16 protein-coding genes are annotated in these 17,215 nt (G+C 66.7%); 7 read left to right on the top strand and 9 right to left on the bottom strand.

All coding sequences use genetic code 11. The features are described 5' to 3' along the window. Positions 1–24 precede the first annotated feature (24 nt). Entirely contained in the window at positions 25–987 is a 963-nt protein-coding gene (locus E2F48_RS14850; protein ID WP_133404743.1) for a GlxA family transcriptional regulator, read from the bottom strand. A 111-nt stretch (positions 988–1,098) separates the two neighbouring features. Here E2F48_RS14850 and E2F48_RS14845 point away from each other — a divergent pair, with 111 nt between their 5' ends. Then, positions 1,099–2,418, top strand: a complete 1,320-nt coding sequence (locus E2F48_RS14845; protein ID WP_133404742.1) for an alpha/beta fold hydrolase — start codon at positions 1,099–1,101, stop codon at positions 2,416–2,418. 78 nt (positions 2,419–2,496) lie between these two features. Here E2F48_RS14845 and E2F48_RS14840 read toward each other — a convergent pair whose 3' ends face one another. The 4 genes from E2F48_RS14840 to E2F48_RS14825 all read right to left on the bottom strand — a co-directional run bounded on the left by E2F48_RS14840 (position 2,497) and on the right by E2F48_RS14825 (position 6,198). Beyond that, positions 2,497–3,525, bottom strand: coding sequence for an ion channel (locus E2F48_RS14840; protein ID WP_133404741.1), 1,029 nt, complete (start codon positions 3,523–3,525; stop codon positions 2,497–2,499). A 127-nt stretch (positions 3,526–3,652) separates the two neighbouring features. Next, on the bottom strand, positions 3,653–4,372 hold the full coding sequence (locus tag E2F48_RS14835) for a VldE C-terminal domain-containing protein (protein WP_133404740.1): 720 nt from the start codon (positions 4,370–4,372) through the stop codon (positions 3,653–3,655). A 72-nt stretch (positions 4,373–4,444) separates the two neighbouring features. Continuing rightward, positions 4,445–5,605: a GDSL-type esterase/lipase family protein gene (locus E2F48_RS14830; RefSeq protein WP_133404739.1), complete on the bottom strand. Its 1,161-nt coding sequence runs from the start codon at positions 5,603–5,605 to the stop codon at positions 4,445–4,447. Then, positions 5,602–6,198: a TetR/AcrR family transcriptional regulator gene (locus E2F48_RS14825; RefSeq protein ID WP_133404738.1), complete on the bottom strand. Its 597-nt coding sequence runs from the start codon at positions 6,196–6,198 to the stop codon at positions 5,602–5,604. The genes E2F48_RS14830 and E2F48_RS14825 overlap by 4 nt, the downstream gene beginning before the upstream one ends. Positions 6,199–6,361: 163 nt before the next feature. Here E2F48_RS14825 and E2F48_RS14820 point away from each other — a divergent pair, with 163 nt between their 5' ends. The 4 genes from E2F48_RS14820 to E2F48_RS14805 all read left to right on the top strand — a co-directional run bounded on the left by E2F48_RS14820 (position 6,362) and on the right by E2F48_RS14805 (position 9,559). Further along, the gene (locus E2F48_RS14820) at positions 6,362–7,708 is read left to right on the top strand and encodes an MFS transporter (protein ID WP_133404737.1); all 1,347 of its coding nucleotides are present in this window, start codon (positions 6,362–6,364) and stop codon (positions 7,706–7,708) included. Positions 7,709–7,810: 102 nt separating this feature from the next. After that, positions 7,811–8,656, top strand: a complete 846-nt coding sequence (locus E2F48_RS14815; RefSeq protein ID WP_133404736.1) for an aldo/keto reductase — start codon at positions 7,811–7,813, stop codon at positions 8,654–8,656. A gap of 259 nt (positions 8,657–8,915) precedes the next feature. After that, positions 8,916–9,206, top strand: a complete 291-nt coding sequence (locus E2F48_RS14810) for a DUF4287 domain-containing protein (RefSeq protein ID WP_133404735.1) — start codon at positions 8,916–8,918, stop codon at positions 9,204–9,206. Beyond that, complete coding sequence (locus tag E2F48_RS14805) at positions 9,203–9,559, top strand: cupin domain-containing protein (RefSeq protein ID WP_133404734.1); 357 nt, start codon at positions 9,203–9,205, stop codon at positions 9,557–9,559. The genes E2F48_RS14810 and E2F48_RS14805 overlap by 4 nt, the downstream gene beginning before the upstream one ends. Positions 9,560–10,482: 923 nt before the next feature. Here the strand turns inward: E2F48_RS14805 and E2F48_RS14800 are convergent. After that, positions 10,483–11,397 (bottom strand): glycoside hydrolase family 16 protein, encoded by a 915-nt coding sequence (locus tag E2F48_RS14800; protein WP_246019059.1) that lies wholly within the window; start codon positions 11,395–11,397, stop codon positions 10,483–10,485. A gap of 396 nt (positions 11,398–11,793) precedes the next feature. Continuing rightward, positions 11,794–12,711: a ribonuclease Z gene (locus E2F48_RS14795; protein ID WP_133404733.1), complete on the bottom strand. Its 918-nt coding sequence runs from the start codon at positions 12,709–12,711 to the stop codon at positions 11,794–11,796. Positions 12,712–13,060: 349 nt separating this feature from the next. On the opposite strand from E2F48_RS14795, the gene E2F48_RS14790 reads away from it, so the two are divergent. Both E2F48_RS14790 and E2F48_RS14785 read left to right on the top strand, forming a co-directional pair. Beyond that, on the top strand, positions 13,061–14,662 hold the full coding sequence (locus E2F48_RS14790) for an HNH endonuclease signature motif containing protein (protein WP_133404732.1): 1,602 nt from the start codon (positions 13,061–13,063) through the stop codon (positions 14,660–14,662). Positions 14,663–15,062: 400 nt separating this feature from the next. Then, complete coding sequence (locus tag E2F48_RS14785; protein ID WP_133404731.1) at positions 15,063–15,674, top strand: DNA alkylation repair protein; 612 nt, start codon at positions 15,063–15,065, stop codon at positions 15,672–15,674. Between the two features lie 132 nt (positions 15,675–15,806). On the opposite strand, the gene E2F48_RS14780 is transcribed toward E2F48_RS14785, so the two are convergent. Continuing rightward, positions 15,807–16,679 carry a DUF4097 family beta strand repeat-containing protein gene (locus tag E2F48_RS14780; protein WP_133404730.1) on the bottom strand — a complete coding sequence of 291 codons (873 nt, stop codon included), beginning with the start codon at positions 16,677–16,679 and terminating at the stop codon, positions 15,807–15,809. Then, complete coding sequence (locus E2F48_RS14775; RefSeq protein ID WP_133404729.1) at positions 16,676–17,173, bottom strand: hypothetical protein; 498 nt, start codon at positions 17,171–17,173, stop codon at positions 16,676–16,678. The genes E2F48_RS14780 and E2F48_RS14775 overlap by 4 nt, the downstream gene beginning before the upstream one ends. Between the last annotated feature and the right edge of the window lie 42 nt (positions 17,174–17,215).

Raw genomic sequence — 17,215 nt, 5'->3', positions numbered from 1 at the left:
CCAGAACCTGCGGAAGCGAGCCCGTCAGGAGGACCGTGGCGCAAGCGCCGACCGGTTCCGTCCCTGATAGAGGCGGCGGTAGCTGGAGGGCGTGGTGTTGAGTTCGCGCGTGAAGTGCAGGCGGAAATTGGCCGGCGTTCCCAGGCCGGTCCTGACGGCAACTGCCTGCACGGTCAGGTCGGTCGTTTCGAGCAGGCGGCATGCCTCGGCGATCCGCTGGCTGGTCAGCCAGCGCAGGGGAGTAGTTCCGGTCTCCTTCAGGAACTTGCGCGCGAAGCTGCTGGGCGCCCAACCGGCGTGGGCGGCCAGGTCGACGACGGTCAGCGGCTCGGCCAGATGCTGGATGGCCCAGCCGCACGTTTCGGCGAAATGGGTCAGGGGCGCAGCGACGGGGCGTTCGATGAACTGGGTCTGTCCGCCCTCGCGGTGAGGGGCCACAACCATCCGCCGGGCGATACGGTTCGCTGCCTCGGTCCCGTGGTCGGTTCGGACCAGGTGCAGGCACAGGTCGATTCCGGCCGCGACGCCGGCGCTGGTGCTGACATCGCCCTCGTCCATGTACAGGACGCCTGCGTCGACGGCGACGGCCGGATAGAGGGTCTGCAGACGCTCTGCGTTCCGCCAGTGGGTGGTGGCCCGCCGTCCGTCAAGCAGCCCGGCGGCCGCCAACGCGAAAGCCCCGGTGCAGACGGACACCACCCGGGCCCCGCTCGCCGCGGCGTCGCGCAGCGCCTGGGACACCTCGGGGCGAGGGCCGGTGAGCGGGCTGAATCCGGGCACCACAATGGTGTCGGCCGATCGAAGTGCGTCGAGCCCTTCCGCGGCGTGGATGGCGTAGCCGGTCGTCGTCTGGACCAGGCCGGGTTCGGCTGCGCACACCGCGAAGGAGTAAAGCTGCCGCTCATCCTCGTGCCCGAATACCTGCGCGGGAATGGCCAGGTCAAACGCCACGACATCAGCCAAGGCCAAGGCAACGACACTGTGCATGGGCCCACTGTACCCACGGAGGGGCGCCCGCAATCCAAGGTTGCAGGATCCTTTTCATAGTGGTCATTTTTACCCCTCTCATCGGCTGCCCCCGCTTGGCAGTCTTGTCCGATGTACGACGCTCCCGATCCGAAATTCCCGCCCAGGCAACACCTTGGAGCGATTGCTGCCGGCTCGGTGGGTACCGGGATCCTCGCTGCGCTGCTGCTGGCCGCCGCGCCGTTCGTGCCGGCAACCGAGGCCGGGGTGACCGGAGCCATCCTGGTCGGGCTTGCGCTGGGCTGGGCGATGCTGGCTGTGCTCGCGGTGAGGTTCACCGATCATCCACAGGCCTGGGCGTTCGCGCCGGCTCTCTTCCTGGGAACGGGCGGATTCCTCCTGCTGGCATTCGGTTCCCCGCTGCACGAGGCGCTCGCCTGGGTGTGGCCTCCCGCCCTCGTGGTGTTGGCACTCTGGATGACCGTACAGATCAGCCGGCGGCTTCGGAGCCGCGGCGCCCGGCTGCTGCTCTACCCGGGCATCGCGGTACTCGTGCTGGCTTCCCTGGGCGCTGGCTCCGAGACCGTGCGTGGAGCGGTTGATGCGCAGGCTCCTCCGGCGCCGGGTGAACTGATCGACGTCGGCGGACACCGCCTGTACCTGAACTGCACCGGCTCGGGCAGCCCGACCGTGGTCCTTGAACCGGGTGCCGGCCTGAAGTCCTCAGACCTTCGATGGATCACGCCGGTCGTCGCCGCGAACACCCGGGTGTGCGTCTACGACCGGGCCGGCCGCGGACGGAGCGAGCCGGCGACCACACCGCAAGACGGCGCGCACGTCGCCGCCGACCTTCACACCTTGCTGGAGCGGGGGAACGAGCCCGGACCGTACGTCCTGGCCGGGCATTCATTCGGCGGCCTCTACGCACTCACCTTCGCCGCCCGTTATCCCGGGGAGGTGGCCGGACTGGTCCTGGTGGACTCGACGGCACCGGCACCGGCAGCGGAACAGGAAGCCGAACCGGCACAGCCCGCAGCGGCGGACCCGGATGACACGATGAGCCGGGTCTCCGCGCTGGTGGCGGCCGCGGCGCGGCTTGGCTTCGGCCGGGTGGTTGGGGTGTCCGACCCCAGCCACCTGCAGAGCACTGTGGAGGAGTATCTCCACGCCGGATCCTCGGTGCGGCAGGCCGCGGCTCTGAGGACCTTCACCGACAAACCGCTGGCGGTCCTGAGCGCAGGCACCGGGAGCCGGCCCGGCTGGATCGCTTCGCAGGAAGCCCTCGCAGCACTGTCGACCAACAACCTGCACCACGTCGTCGACGGATCCACCCATGCGTCGTTGATCTTCGACCGGGAGGACGCGGCAGCGACCGCCCGGGGGATCCTCGGCGTCGTCTCCGCTGTGCGGACCGGAAGCCCGATGGATCCAGGGCTTGGGACGGGGGCATGAGCGAAACGTTCAGGGAGACCGGGAGGCCCGCAGTCCGTCGGGCGCGGGCGAGTAATCGGTGAAGGCGGCGTCCGCGGGCTACGGTGCGATGGCGCCGAGGATCTCCTCGTCGGAGAGCCTGCGCTCGCCGACGTAGAACAGGACAGCGCTCTCGGGCAGCCGCGTCTCCCAGCCGGGGTTGATGATGGTGCCCTCGTGCTGCACGGCGAGCACAGTGGCGGTGAAGCTGCGTCCCAGGGCTTCCTGAATCTGTCCGAAGTTGACCGGCGGCAGCGCATCGGGCAGCCGCGTGCTGTAGGTGTTGCGGCCGCCGTGGCTCATCAGGTCGGCGTACACGACGGCGATCCCGGGATCTTCGAGCTCCTCGGTGGCAAGGCGGGGTGAGTGCCACTGGACGCAGCGGACGTTGTCGTCGACATAGGAGAAGTTGCGGGCCCGGCCCATATCGCGCAGGGTCACCACCGTGTGCGCGGTGGGGTTCACATGCGTGACGGCGACGGTGACGGCGAGTGCCTCATTGTCGTCGCGGGCGTCAATGAGCACGCGGGCGGCCCGGTGCACCCCGGCACGCCGCAGCACGCTCTCGTCGGCGAGGTCACCGCGGACGAAATCCAGACCGTGCTGCTCGGGCATCGGGTTTTCCCGCACGTCCTCCGCGGCGCACAGGACAACCTGACGGGCATCGTCCGCCGTGATTTCCCGAATCAGCCGTTCGGTCCGTCCTGGGGTGTAGCCCACGATCACGAGGTGATCCGACAGCTCCACATGCCGGTGGCCTTTCATGCGTTGTCCCTTCGCATTGTCGATCGCGGTTGCGATTCTGGTAAACAAGGTGGTCAGCGTCACGATGCCGCCGACGATGACATACACCCCGACGAGGCGGCCGCCGACCGTGGTGGGGAAAAAATCGCCGTATCCCACAGTGGCGGCGGTGACCAGAAACCACCACCAGTACGTCTTCACCGACGTGATCGAGTTGCTGGAGGGCTCGGCCCACGCCATGAGAGGCCAGCTGGTAACGAATACAGCGGTGATGATGAAAGCCGGCAGTACCCAGAAGCGCGCACGTCCAAGCTGCCGGATCAGACGGGATAGTACAAATGGCACCCCTGCGTTCCCTTCGTTCCCTGCCAGCACATACCGATTGACCATACCCCCATGACCGGGCGGGAACGCCGTCCGGGCGTGTCGCGGCGGGAGCTGGGCGGGCTCTGCCGGGCCCGGGGACCAATCCTTAGCCGGCACCTCCACGGAGTACGTCCACGTGGACGTGGTCGAGGTGGCGCAGGATCTCGTTGGCGGGATCGGGTGCCTCGTAGTCGTGCCACCGGCCCCGGGGAAGATGTGCGCTCCAGAACTGGTCGTCGAAGATGACGTACTGGATATCGAGGTCCTCGGCATGGGCGACAAGCCAGTGGGCGAGCATCCACCCCTGGCGCCGGTTCTCCTCACTCACCGGACGGAAAAAGATGTCGATGGCCCGACCGTCGTAGTGCGTCGAGTCCGCTCCGTGCCCCTGGTCGACGCCCCCCGGAACGAAGCCGCCCAGGCTCTGCTCACCGAACACCACGGTCATCGCCGTCCGGACCTGCTCGGCGCGCGGCGTCAGGCCGGCAGCAGTGAGCTGCTGTTCCGGCAGGTCGTCGGCGGCGGAGCCCCGGCAGCTCAGGCTGGGGCCGGCATCCCCCGACGGCCCCTCGGCCAGCCGCTGCAGCACCGCTTCGTCGATCCCTGGGGTGTCCGGGACCTCCGCCCCGCGCGCCCGGAGCGCCACCGCCGTCGTCGCCAGCTGCGCCTCCTCCCGGTCGAGTCCGATCTCTCCGTCCGGGGTTTGCACCATGCACTCCGAGCCCGCCAGCAGCGGGCCGTCCCCGATGCGCAGGGCGCTGAGCAGTCCGGGTCCGAGAAGTACCAGCACGGACAGCAGGATCCCGAGCAGGAGCAGGCCCACCATTGGCCGTGTGGGGCGGCGGAGCGGCTTGCTGTGGTTCACAGCTGTGCGAGGGCGTGGCGGTTCATGCTTCAATCATGAACCGCTCCTGCGGGCGAAGGGCCCTAGGGGGGAGAATGCGTACGCGGCGAACCGTTCGCCGATCATCTCGTGGGTGGCCATATCGGGATGGAGCGCATCCGGCAGCGGATGCTTGGTTGCGTCGTCCTGACCGTAAAGGTGAAGGCCGTCAAGGAAGTGGAGGTTTTCATCTTCCGATCTCCGTTCAACGATCGACGCCAGGCAGGCCCTGATGGTGCGGAGAGTCAGACGGCCTTGGGCTGTATCGGCCTCCTCGCCGGTCGCCATGAACCGGATCTGGTCCGTGCCGAAGCTGGCAGGATCGATGGCTCCCGGGCCGGGTGTGTCCTCGTGGATGCCGCAGAAGATGGGAGAGACGAGCAGGAGTGGTGTTCCGGGGTGGCCGTCGCGGATCGTATCGAGGAACCCGTGAACTGCGGATTCGAACGCCCTCATCCTCATCACGTCCAGATTCACGAGGTTGATGCCGAGCTTGACGCTGATGAAATCAGCCGGGGTGTCACGGATCACCCGGGCGACGAAAGGATCAGCAAGTGCGCTTCCGCCGAAGCCGAGGTTGTGAAGCTGGGCTCCGCCAGCGCGCGCCGCGACCGCCGGCCAGATTCCTGTCGGAGTGCTCGAGTTCGAGCCCTGGCTGATGGAGCTGCCGTGGTGAAGCCAGACCGGCCCTGCCGGAGCCACCGCAGCAACGGGAGCGTCCGCCCGGAGTTCGACCAATTCGACGGACTCATTGTGAGGCAGCCACAGCTCAATCAGCTTGTCGCCCTCAGGCAGGTCAGCGAAGACCGAGACGTGCGCGACGCCTGACCTAAACGTAGATGACCCTGTCTGCGGGTCTACTTCAGTAACATCGCCTCCGGAGAGAACGTCACTTCCAATCAGGATGCCGTTGCTGGTGAGGTCCACTTGACCGCGTGGGCGATCAACCCCGCGATAAGCAAGCCGCGTCGGATGCGTGACAAGTTCCAGATGACCCGCGGACGTTTTCCCCACCACCCTGATTCCCGAAGGCTGTGCCTCCATCATCATGAGCTGCGGGTCCGGGAACTGCGTGCGTACCCACGCCGGCAGGCGGTGCGGACGAAGACCGCGGGACGTGCTTTCCACTTCCTGCGCGCCGCGCAGATGAGCTGGGGTGAGAGGGATGCTGATCAATGAAGCTTCCTTGCAGGGTCAGGGCTATCCATGGATGGCCAACTTGAAAAGAGGGTGTGCATAGCGTCGATCGCGATGTCCCACGACGATTCCGGCCCGGGACTACGGTGACTGAAGCTGCCTGATCCAGCTAGCGCAATAAAGCCGTTGATGAAGCTTCCGAGCATTCGAGTGGCATGCACCTGCCACTCGGGACGCAGCGCGTACCGGTGCAGCACGGATTGGGTCAGGGCAACAAGGCGTCCCACCGCAGCGGAACCGGCCATCCCGCCAGCGGTGAGATGCTGAAGAGATTGCCACCGCCCGGGTGAGCGCGACGCATACACCTGATGTGCTTCGGCGAAGCCGAAAAGGGCTTCCCGCCCGCTTCTGCCAGCTATCCGGGTCGAAATAGCGTCCGACAATTCCTCCAAGGCCAGCGCGGAAACGCCCGCTCTAAGCGCTGGAAGGTCCCGGACGTGGGAGTACAGACTCGGCGCCGCCACTCCGAGGCGGCGGGCAACGGCAGAGATCGACAAGGAATCAAAGCCCAGTTCGTCAGAAAGGTCAGCGGCGCAGCGGATGACGGTGTTGGTGGTGAGACCTGAACGCATAAGGTCAGCCTATACCCTATAGGCAGTCGCCTACTAACCATAGGTTGGTAATCCGGATGGATTATGGGATTCGGACGGGAAGCGACAGATCGCTGGAAAGACGCAACAACAATCACTTGCTTTGCTGGTGCCCGGTTCGGACCCCAGCACCAATAATGGAGGGGTGGGCGGACGCCGGGCATGGGTGGTGTGGGGGACCGGCGTGGTCGCCTACCTCATCGCCGTGACCCAGCGGACGAGCTTCGGCGTCGCGGGGCTTGAAGCGACCGAACGCTACTCGGCCGGCGCCTCCGCGCTTTCCATCTTCACCGTGGTGCAGCTGCTGGTGTACGCGGCGCTGCAGATCCCTGTCGGGGTCCTGGTCGACCGGGTCGGCCCGCGTCTGCTCATCCTCGCCGGGGCCGTGCTGATGGCCTTGGGCCAGGTGCAGCTTGCTCTCTCTGAGACCGTTGGCGCAGGGATCGCGGGAAGGTTGCTCGTCGGCGCCGGCGACGCACTGACCTTCATCTCGGTGCTGCGCCTGCTTCCGGCCTGGTTCGAGTCCCGTCGGATTCCCGTGCTGACCCAGTTGACCGGGATCATCGGACAGCTCGGTCAGGTGGTGTCGGTGGTACCGTTCGCGGCGCTGCTCGGCGCGGCAGGGTGGAGCACAGCGTTCCTGTCGGCCGCCGGTCTGTCGGCGCTCGCCGTCGTCCTCGCGGTGGCCGTCATCAGGGATGCCCCGCAGCGCCAGCCGCGGGCAAAGACCGGGCTGCGCCAGACCGGGATTTCCCTCGCGCAGGCCTGGCGCCAGCCCGGAACCCGCCTCGGGCTGTGGTCCCACTTCACAGTTCAGTTTCCCGGCACGGTGTTCGTGCTGATCTGGGGCTACCCGTATCTCGTGCGGGCCGAAGGGGTGGACCCCGTGGGGGCGTCGGCGCTGATGACGCTGTTCGTCGCCGTGGGCATTGTGTCCGGGCCGATGCTCGGACTCTATGTGTCGCGGCACCCCCTGCGCCGCTCGACCATGGTTTTGGCCATCGCGTCCGGCATAGCAGGCTGCTGGCTCGCCGTCCTGCTTGCGTCCGGGCCGGCACCCCTGTGGCTGCTCACGCTGCTCATCGTGGCGCTGGCCCTCGGGGGTCCCGGGTCGATGATCGCCTTCGACTTCGCACGCACCTTCAACCCGTCATCGCGGATGGGAACGGCCACGGGCATCGTGAACATCGGGGGATTCGTCGCTTCCCTGGTCGCAATGTACGGAATCGGGGTGATACTTGACGTCCTGTACGCGCGGGGCCTGTCCGGGGACGACCTGTATGCCCTTGGTTCGTTCCGGATCGCCATGGCCTTCCAGCTTGTGATCCTTGCGGCAGGAGCTGCGGCGATCCTGATCGTCCGGCGCACAGTGCGGCGGCGGATGGCGGAGCAGGGCGTGGTGGTGCCGCCGCTCCGCGAAGTGCTTGCCCGCGAACGTGCACGACGCCGTGCCGCCCGGTCCGAGGGAACCAACGAGGGCAATTCCGCCTAGTCGACGGCTGGCAAATCGTGATGCACTGGTGAAGAGACACGACGACCATGGACTGTCCGGTTTGGCCGGGGCGCTCAACATGACTCCCGTTAGGGGAACCAGATGCAGACCGTCACCCTCAACAACGGCGTCGAAGTGCCGATCCTCGGTTTCGGCGTGTACCAGATCCCGGAGGACCAGACAGAGAAGGCGGTTGCGGATGCACTGGCGGTCGGGTACCGCCTGATCGACACAGCCGCGGCCTACGGGAACGAGGCGGCCGTCGGGCGCGCCCTCGCTGGGAGCGGGATCCCACGAGAGGAGCTGTTCGTCACCACGAAGCTGTGGGTTCAGGACGCCGGGGAGCAGCACACCGTTGAGGCGTTCAGCAAATCCCTCGAGCGCCTGGGGCTGGACTACGTCGATCTTTACCTGATCCACCAGCCGTACGGTGACTACTACAGTGAATGGCGGGCCATGCAGGGCCTCTACAGGGAGGGCCGCGTCAGGGCTATCGGCGTCTCCAATTTCCATTCGGACCGCCTCATTGACCTCATCACCAATAACGAGGTGACCCCGGCCGTCAACCAGATCGAGACCCACCCCTTTTATCAGCGCACCGAGTATCAACGCCTCATGACGGAACACCGCGTCCAGCTCATGTCCTGGGGCCCCTTCGCCGAGGGCCGGAACGGGTTGTTCACCCACCCCGCCCTCACCGCGGTCGCGGAAGCGCACGGCGTCTCCGTGGCCCAGGTCGTCCTGCGGTGGCTGATCCAGCGCGACGTCGTCGTCATTCCCAAGTCCGTGAACCCGGACCGGATCGCCCAGAACTTCGACGTCTTCGGTTTCACCCTCACGGAGGACGAGATCGCCCACATCGCGGCTCTGGACACCGGGGCGTCCGTGTTCTTCGACCACCGCGACCCTGGCATGACCGTGCGGTTGGGGTCGGTCCGCGTCAGCTGATCACGGGGGACGGGGCACCCATTTGCAGTCCCACCTGCTCAGGATCGGTGAGCTGGTCATCGACCCGGGCCGCGGGGGAGAGAACCGCGTACCGGGCAGCCGCATGTCCCGCGATGGCATTGACAGGTACGTTTCCCGGGCGCACTCTTCGCATACGGGCAGCGCCGGCGGACTGGTTGCCGCCACCAGCAGTTAAAGGAAGGCGCAGACTTCTCGCAGCGGGCCCCATGAGCCAAGAGAAAGAAGTAAGGACCACGGCATGTCATTTCAGGCGTACCTCGACACCATCGAGGACAGAACAGGGCTCACGCCCCGCCAGCTGTTGGACATCGCGAACAGCAAGGGGTTCGACGAGCAGAACGGAAAGGCCGGAGAGATCCTCGAATGGCTCAAGGCCGACTACGGACTCGGGCGGGGCCACGGCATGGCGCTCGTTCACGTCATAAAGAAGGGCGCCCGGATCGATAGGAAGCACGTGGGAACGACCGGGACGCACAGGGACGAGTCCGAGACCCTTTGGCTCGATGGAAAGGAGAGCAAATCCTCATGACCACGGTTACCGACCGCGAGCAGCTACGCCAGAACACCACCGGGACGGCGCTGTTCGTTGGGGCCGACCACAGCGCCGGCGTCTCCTTCTTCTGGGTGGACACCCCGCCCGGCGGAGGGCCGGAAACCCACTGGCACCCCTACACGGAGACGTGGGTGGTGCTGCGGGGTGAGGCGATCATCGAGTCTGACGGTGAAGAGCTCCGCGCGGGCGCCGGCGCGATTGTGACCGTCCACCCGGGCGCACGGCACCGCTTTCGAAGCAGCGGTACCGGAAACCTCGAAATGATCTGCATCCATGCCTCCCCCGAGATCATCCAGGAGTTCGTGACCGCCGGACCCGGTGCTGACTAGGCCGTCCACACTCCGGGCGCCGGCCTGGTGCGAGATTCACATCTTTCGGTGAGTGCTCCGACTACGTGTTCAGCAGGTCCTGGGCCGAGGGCGTTCCCGAGGCGCGGGTCAATCATGTGGTGTGCCACATGCCGGTGCTGGGTCCCGAGCGCCGGTACGTCCGAAGTGTCCTGCTCCCTGCTTTTCTCGCTGGTTCATATGACTGGGTCCGGCAGGGGAAATCCGCTGGGATTGGGCACGCAGGCGCCGCCCTGACGGTATTGGTCACCCCGCCCGCGGGCTATTTCTGGGGGCGTCGGTATTCCCTCCAGGCGAAACTTGCCGCGTTGGGACCTGTTAATTTGCTGGTCGAACGGGCCCTGAGAATCAGCCTGTTGCTTACCTTTGCAGCCGGGGGATACTCCTAGCGGTTGGCTCCTCAGTCCTGAAGGTGCCCGGTCCGCAGTTCGCCGCGCAGTGGGGGCTGTTGCCGTTGCTGGCCCCTGCGGTGGTGCTTAGCTGTGTGGCCCAGATCTATTACGCCGTCTGGCGGGTGTATGGTCATTTCGTGGAAGCCACGGCGGTGCAGTCCTGGCGGCCGTCGTCGGGTTGGTGCCCGCGGCGGCCGTGGCCCAAAGTTCCGCCCTACCCGGATTGGCCGCGCTATGGCTCCTGGCCCAAATGTCGGCTGCGGTTGTTGCCGCGCTGCGCTTATGGCGTCTGAGCAGCGGGACGGCGGGTTACGTTCACCGGGAAGACCTCGACGCAGCCTTCGGAACGCGAACGGGTGGAGAACGCAACGACGTCAAGAGAGCTGAGGGCATCGGGCCGTGGGTCCGCAGTGAATGTCCGTACTCGACACGTATAGCTCCACAGCCCGGCGCAATGTGCAGCCGAAAGGCCTACGAGGCGTCCTGTGGTGCATGCCTGAGGATCGGCGGCTCCTAGTCCTTTGCCCAGATCGCCACCCAATCGACGTAGACATGGCCCCGGGTCTCCGGATGCGGACAGGTCGTCAGGCAGGACTCGGTCTGCAATATGTAGTGCATGGGGGTGTCAGGCGTCGCCGACGTGCTGGTGCCTATCGATTCTCCGTCGAGGAAGAATTCCACGCGGTCAGGGCTCCACTCGATGGTGGCTATGTGCCAGGACGTAAATCTGGATTTGGTACGGAACTGGTCGATCCTGTTGTCCTTTTCACCAGTCCCGTGCATGGCAGCGTAAATGGTCCTCGACAGATCTCCTTCCGGAAAGTCGATCTCCCCGTCCTCGGGCCACTGCTTACTATCCGGCCACAACAGCCACGCTAATTTGAATCCTGGTAAAGCTTCGGCCCTGAAACGCACGGAGTACCGGCCGTAGAGTTGGCTGTTGAAGGGCCGCTTACTGTCCTTCTCAAATCGAGGAGCCGGTGCGGCACCCATTGAAATCCCATTTTCGGTGTGAAGATACATATCCATGAGGCCGTCATGGACACTGATGACCTTCGAGGGGTAGTACCCCGACTTTGTCTTGAGCGTTTGAGCAGCAGTGTCCGGTGTCCCGTCGAAATAATTTGCACTCCATCGCACTCTGTAGGTCTTGTCGGGGAATTCGCCGATCGGGACATCTCCGTCGGTGAAGTCTTCGGTGAAAACCTGTTTCCAACCGGGCAGGTCACCGACCGGCATGGCCTCCGAGACAGCAGAATTGCCGTCCTTGCTGCTTGCGCTTGGCTGGAGGGAATTGCCGGGCTGGCTCCGTCGGTCCCTTGCATCCTCGTCAACGCTCTGGCGCGGCAGTGAATCGGAGACGAAACCGACCAGGGCATAGGTGACTGCAAACAGAACAATTATCAAGACGACAACGCGAGCCCGCACGTGGTGTCCAATCCTCTTTAAGGTGACACTCCGAAAGGGAGGCCATCTCTTTGAATCCGCAACGATTGGTAGTATCCGGTTGCCCGGGAGGAAGTTCCTCATCATCTGGAAGCGGAGCGTCCAACCGGTGCTGTACGCTCTGCGCCACCCGAGCGAGTCGTGCCACGAGGCGTTTAGTCATGCTCCCCGCAGCAGATGCATCCAGGCCGATTCGCATCGGCCCGATGGTAGTAATTTACAGAAGCGGCCCGGAGTGGAACAGTGGAAAATTCGACCCTACTCGGATGAAGGTGCCGCAGCTCGATTGCTCGACGGCGTGGGCGTGGTGCTTCAGCTGGACGAGGCCGGGTTCGGCCGTGGCCGAGCCGCCCCAAAAGGGATTCGACCCCGTGGGGATCAGCCGCGGAAATCGACCGAGCCTCCCGGTCGCGAGCTGCGCCGCGGGGGAAACGGAATCCGGTCAAGGTCATTGGCGGCGATCACCGCTGCGGATCCTGCAGTGTCCTGCGCCTGCGCGGCCAGGACCCCGGTGTCCTCGTAGCGGGACGAGAAGTGGGTCAGCACCAATGTTCCCGCGCCAGCCTTGCTCGCCAGGGCGCCCGCCTGCCCCGCCGTCAGGTGCCGGTACTGGAGCGCCAGCGCGGCATCGTCATCGCTGAAGGTCGACTCCGACACCAGCAGGTCCACTCCCTCCGCAAGTTCCTCGGCACCGCCGCACGGCGCGGTGTCCATCACGAAGGCGAAGCGCCGGCCCGGCCGGTGCACGCTGACCTCCTCCAATTGCACCCCTCGAAGGATTCCCCTGCGCTGTAAGTCCCCGACGTCGGGTCCGGCAATGCCGGCAGCGGCGAGCCTGTCGGGCAGGAAGGTTCGGCCGTCAGGCTGGGTGAGCCGGTAGCCGTAGGCCTCGATTCGGTGCAGTAGGGGCCGTACCTCGAGGCCTTCGGCGATCGAGCCCTGAGCGCCGTGAGGGTGGAGCCGAAGGTCGAGACCTGGGGTGGCCAGAGCGACGAGCGCCCGGACGACGTCCTCTCCGGATGCCGGGTAGTGAAGGTGGACCGGGTGGGCCACGCCGTCGAGCACCATGCGCGAGAGCACGCCCGGCAGGCCGAAGCAGTGGTCGCCGTGGACATGCGTGAGGCAGATTCGAGTGATGCGGCTCGCCGATACGCCCGCCCGGATCATCTGGCGCTGCGTTCCCTCGCCCGGATCGAACAGGATCCCTTCGCGCTCCCAGCGCAGGAAGTAGCCGTTGTGGTTGCGGGCCCGGGTGGGAACCTGGGAGGCGGTGCCGAGGATGACGAGCTCATGCATCGCCTCAGTCTGCCATCGTGCCGGCAGCCAACGCGACGCCCTGCCGTGTGGGCCATTCCCGATGCCGTGCGGCGTGCTTCATTCGCTATCAGCAGCTGGATATACCGACCCTCGAAATGCTTCCGTCTATAGGCCTTCACAGACTGGGTCGGCCCTTACCTGTATTGATGTATTCCGCGCAACTGCGGATATTGGAGGAGTTTGCCGGACTGGTCCTCGCGGAGGTGAATCTCCTTCCCGTCCCGGGCCTGGGGTTGGGCTCGAGGCCTGTGGATATCCCTCATCCACTCTTCCTCCACAACGGCCCTTTTCCGGCTGGAATCGAACACGCGTTCGATAGAATGGGGGTATGGCAACGGCACCGGTCGAGGAGCACACGGGCACCGGGGATCTCCCCTCCGGTACCGGGGAGTTGCTCTCGGGCACGGGGGAGTTGCTCGCCGGGGCGCATGCCGCACTCACGGGATTTGCCGCCGATTTCTCCGGACGGTTCCTGCTGCTGGGGCGCCGGGAGGTCGCCGACACGGTGGCCCGGATCGAGGAGCTCTCCCGGATCGTGGACCATCTGCAGGTCCTGGGCGCCCACGCCGCCGACCAGCACCGCCTCGCCGATCCCGGGGACCGGCCGTGGGCTTCACCCGCTGACGGGCACCGGGCTTCACCCGTGGAGCGGCGGTGGGCTGTTCCCGGCGGCGGGCCGTTGGCTGCTCCCGGGGCGGGGCCGGATCGTGCCGGCGGTGCCCGGGCCGAGGCGGCCCGGCGGCTGCGCCTGGCCGCGGCCACCCTGCCGGCGGTGCCCGCCGGCGGGCTGGAGGCGCCGGCTGCGCTGGCGGTCCTGGGTGCGGCCTGCGGGGCCGGGCAGGTCAGCGGGCGGGCCGCGTCCCTGATCCGCGATGCGGTCGACAGGGTGCGGCCGGTGGCCGGACGGCCGGCCCTGGAGGCGATGGAGCGCCACCTCACCCACCAGGCCGTGGAGGGCGATGAGGACATCCTGCGCGCGGTGGCCCGGCGGTGGGAGAACGCCCTGGACCAGGACGGGCAGGAGCCGACGGAGAAGCTGCTGCGGGCCCGGCAGGGCGTGTTCCTGCGCGGGCGCCGCAACGGGCTGCACCTCCTGGAGATCGGGGCCACGGACGAGCAGTTCGAACACCTGGCCACGGTGATGACCACCGCCACCAACCCCCGCCTGCCCGGCGCCGGTGAGGCCTCGGGCACCGGATCCGCTGACGGGCCCGGCGGTGGAACACCCGGTGACGGAACAACCGGTGACGGCACAACCGGTGACGGCACACCCGGTGAGGACCCAGGTAGTGGATCGCCCGATGCCTCCCGGCTCGACGGAGACGAGCGGCCCACCCGGGCCCAGCAGCTGCTCGAGGCCCTGGTGGGCGCCTGCCGGATCGCCCTGGCCGGGACCGGCCTGCCCGCCGCCGGCGGGCACCGCCCCCAGGTCATGGTCACCATCGACTACCGCACGCTCATCGGTGAACTCGACCGGGCCGGCGATGCGGTCTTCGCCCGGCAGATCCCGGCCCGGAGCATCCGCCGGCTCGCCTGCGACGCGGACCTCATCCCCCTGGTCCTGGGCGGGAAGGGCCAGGTCCTGGACCTCGGCCGCGCCCAGCGGCTGTTCCCTGCGCACCTGCGCCGGGCCCTGGTCGCCCGGGACAAGGGCTGCGCCTTCCCCGGCTGCACCATCCCGGCCACCTGGTGCGAGGCCCACCACATCACCCCCTGGGAAACCGGCGGCACAACGAAGCTAAGCGACGGGGTGCTGCTGTGCTCCCACCACCACCACCGCATCCACGACGGGCCCTGGAGCGTGCACTCCCGGCACGGCATCCCCTGGTTCCTCCCACCCCACCACCTGGACCCCGAGCAAAAACCCCGCCGAAACCGCTACTGGACAGCAGGACCCCCACAAGGAACCACTGAACTCCCGCTCGAGTGAGCAGCTGACCACCGTCTCGATTCCCGGTTTTCACCGATCCGATCCACGCGGCCCGGCCGGCGGACCGATTGAGCACGCGGACCGGCTCAGCACCAGACCGTGCCCCCGGATTGGCTCATCATGGAGCCGCACTCCTCCTTCCGGAGCGCACACCACTCTTCGAAGCGGACACCAACTCTTCGAAGCGCACAGGAGGTGGGCCGTGCCCCACTCCCGCCGCGGACAGCATGACGTGGTGGACGGATCGGTGCTGCCTAACCGCTCGCTGGAAGATCGGCAGATGGGTGACGGCAAGTGGACTCCAGCCCGGGTCGAGCAAACCATGCACTTCCCCGGTTTCGGATGCAATCCACCGACCCCCCTTACACTCCAAGGCAGAACCCGCCCTAGGGTAAAGGGCATGAGTGCCGCCGCCGACTTCATCGACGACTCCCTCCAATACGAAAGCACCGAGGAACGCGCGGAGGACTACGAACGGCGTCTGGGGGACGCTCTCGAGTTCTACGGGGCGTCCGTGGGCGCCATCCGCGGCACCATCCGCAATGCCTCCCGGCGCTACCCGGAACTCCAGCACGACGCCATCACCGCCCTCGCGTCCGAGCTTTGGGCCCGGCCCGTTTTTGAGCGCCGGCTCGCGGCCGTGGTGCTTCTGCAGTCGAACCTCAAGCTGCTCCACATTTCGGACCTCACCCGCGTCGAAGGTTTCCTGCGCTCGGCCGCCGTGCAGGACCTTGCCGATCCGATCGCGGTCGACGTCGTCGGAGCCCTTCTCCTCAGGCTCAACGAGCAGGATGCTCTCAGAGCGCGGGCGGTCCTCGAACGCTGGGCAGTCTCGGAGAGTGTCTGGCTGCGCCGGGCGGCGGTGCTGGTGCACCTCCCCGCTTTCCGGAAAGGCGAGGGTGATGAGGCGGGGTTCCGACGCACGGTCCGGCTGGTAACGGGGGCGCAGGACGGGCGGGTCGAGGAGGTGGAGGAAGCGATCCGGATCCTCCGTGAGGCCAGGGGATCCTGAACGGAAGTGGAGTCTCGATGCCGATGCGCCGCTCGTCCATAGGATACCGCTCGTCCACGCAGCAGCGCGGGGAAATTCGACATCCGGCTGGAAATTCTTCAACACGGTGTTTCCGCCCGTGGCGGACCGGGGTTAGGGCATTCCGGCCCCGAAGTCGGCGCTGCTGTGAACCGTCACATCCCCATAGGAGGAGTCAGCGCGTACCTGGACCGTCGCGCGGCCGTCGTCGGGGGCGTCGGCCCGGTCGAGCCCGCTGCGGACCTGTCCGAACTTCGTGGTCAGTCCCAGCCACACCGCGCTGCCCGGCCGCACGCCGACGTCAATCGACCCGGCGGAGGTGTGCGCGGTGATGACTCCCCGGTGCACCTCCTGAATCCGCACGGCACCGTTGGAGGCCCTGGCGTTCACATTTCCGCCGGCTCTGTGAATCAGGATGTCGCCATTCGCCGCCTTCACCTGCAGGTCTCCGGTGACCTCCCCGACGAAGGTTTCGCCGTTTGAATTTCGAATGCTGCCGGACCCGTCAAGGCTGTCAACGTGAATCCTGCCGGTACCGCTGGCCAGTTCCGCTGGGCCGGCTGCGCGCAGGACCGCTATATCGCCCATGCCGGTCTTGGCCCTGAGAGCGGCGCAGGTGCCGACGCGGATCTCGCCCACGCCGGTGGACAGCGAAACGTCGCCGAACTCCCCGTCCGCGCGGAGGCTCCCCATCCCTGACGACACCTCCAGTGAGGAGCCGATCGGGGCCTCGACGGCGACGACGACGGCGCCTCCGTCGCTGAACCAGCTGTGGCGGCGCCATTGCTTCAACTTCACGCTCAGCCGGCCGTCGACGAACTCCACCGTTGTCTGTTCGGCGGCGTCGACGTCCAGGGACCTTGACGGGTTCCGCGGGCGGACCTCGACGGTCACCTCCGCCCGGTCGGTGGCGCCGACCCAGATGTCACCCCGGGCGCCAATGTCGATGCGCACCCCAACAGGTCCAGGGGTTTCGAATAGCGTCATGAGCGTGCCCATCCTGTAAGGCTTTGGGTGCCGGGAATCGGCCTGGAAACGGGCCGTCCTGCGCCGGAGTCGAGTGACGCGGCGACCGCGCGTACCAGCCAGGTGTTGACCGACAGGCCCTCGCGGCCGGCCGCGGCCTCAACCCTCGCCTTGAGGTGGTCGGGCAGCCGCAGTGTCGTCCGGGTGGAGCCGCCCTCCTCGGATAGGGCCGGGATGCCGGCCTCCACTCCCACTGCTGGACCGGCAGGTACGTCCGGCGGGCTGACGACAAATTCGGGATCGACGCCCCGAAGGCGGACCTCGACCGAACCCGGCGCCAGATCATCGGTGATCTCGCTGGCCGCGTTGGACAGGGCATCGAGAAGCATGAGGCGAGCGGCGGATTCGAGCGGAGTGACCAGGCGTTCTGCGACATCCCGGGCATCCTCGCCCCCCGCCTCCGCTGCGACGAGAAGCTGTTCACGGAGCCGCTCAAGATAGGGGAGAAGGTTCATGACACCAGTATGACACCATGCGGTGTCATTTCAAGGACCGGA

This window comes from Arthrobacter crusticola (genome assembly GCF_004357995.1).
GTDB classification, from domain to species: domain Bacteria; phylum Actinomycetota; class Actinomycetes; order Actinomycetales; family Micrococcaceae; genus Arthrobacter_D; species Arthrobacter_D crusticola.
Note: the sequence above shows the minus strand (reverse complement) of the source record. Positions and strands in the feature narration are given on the sequence as shown.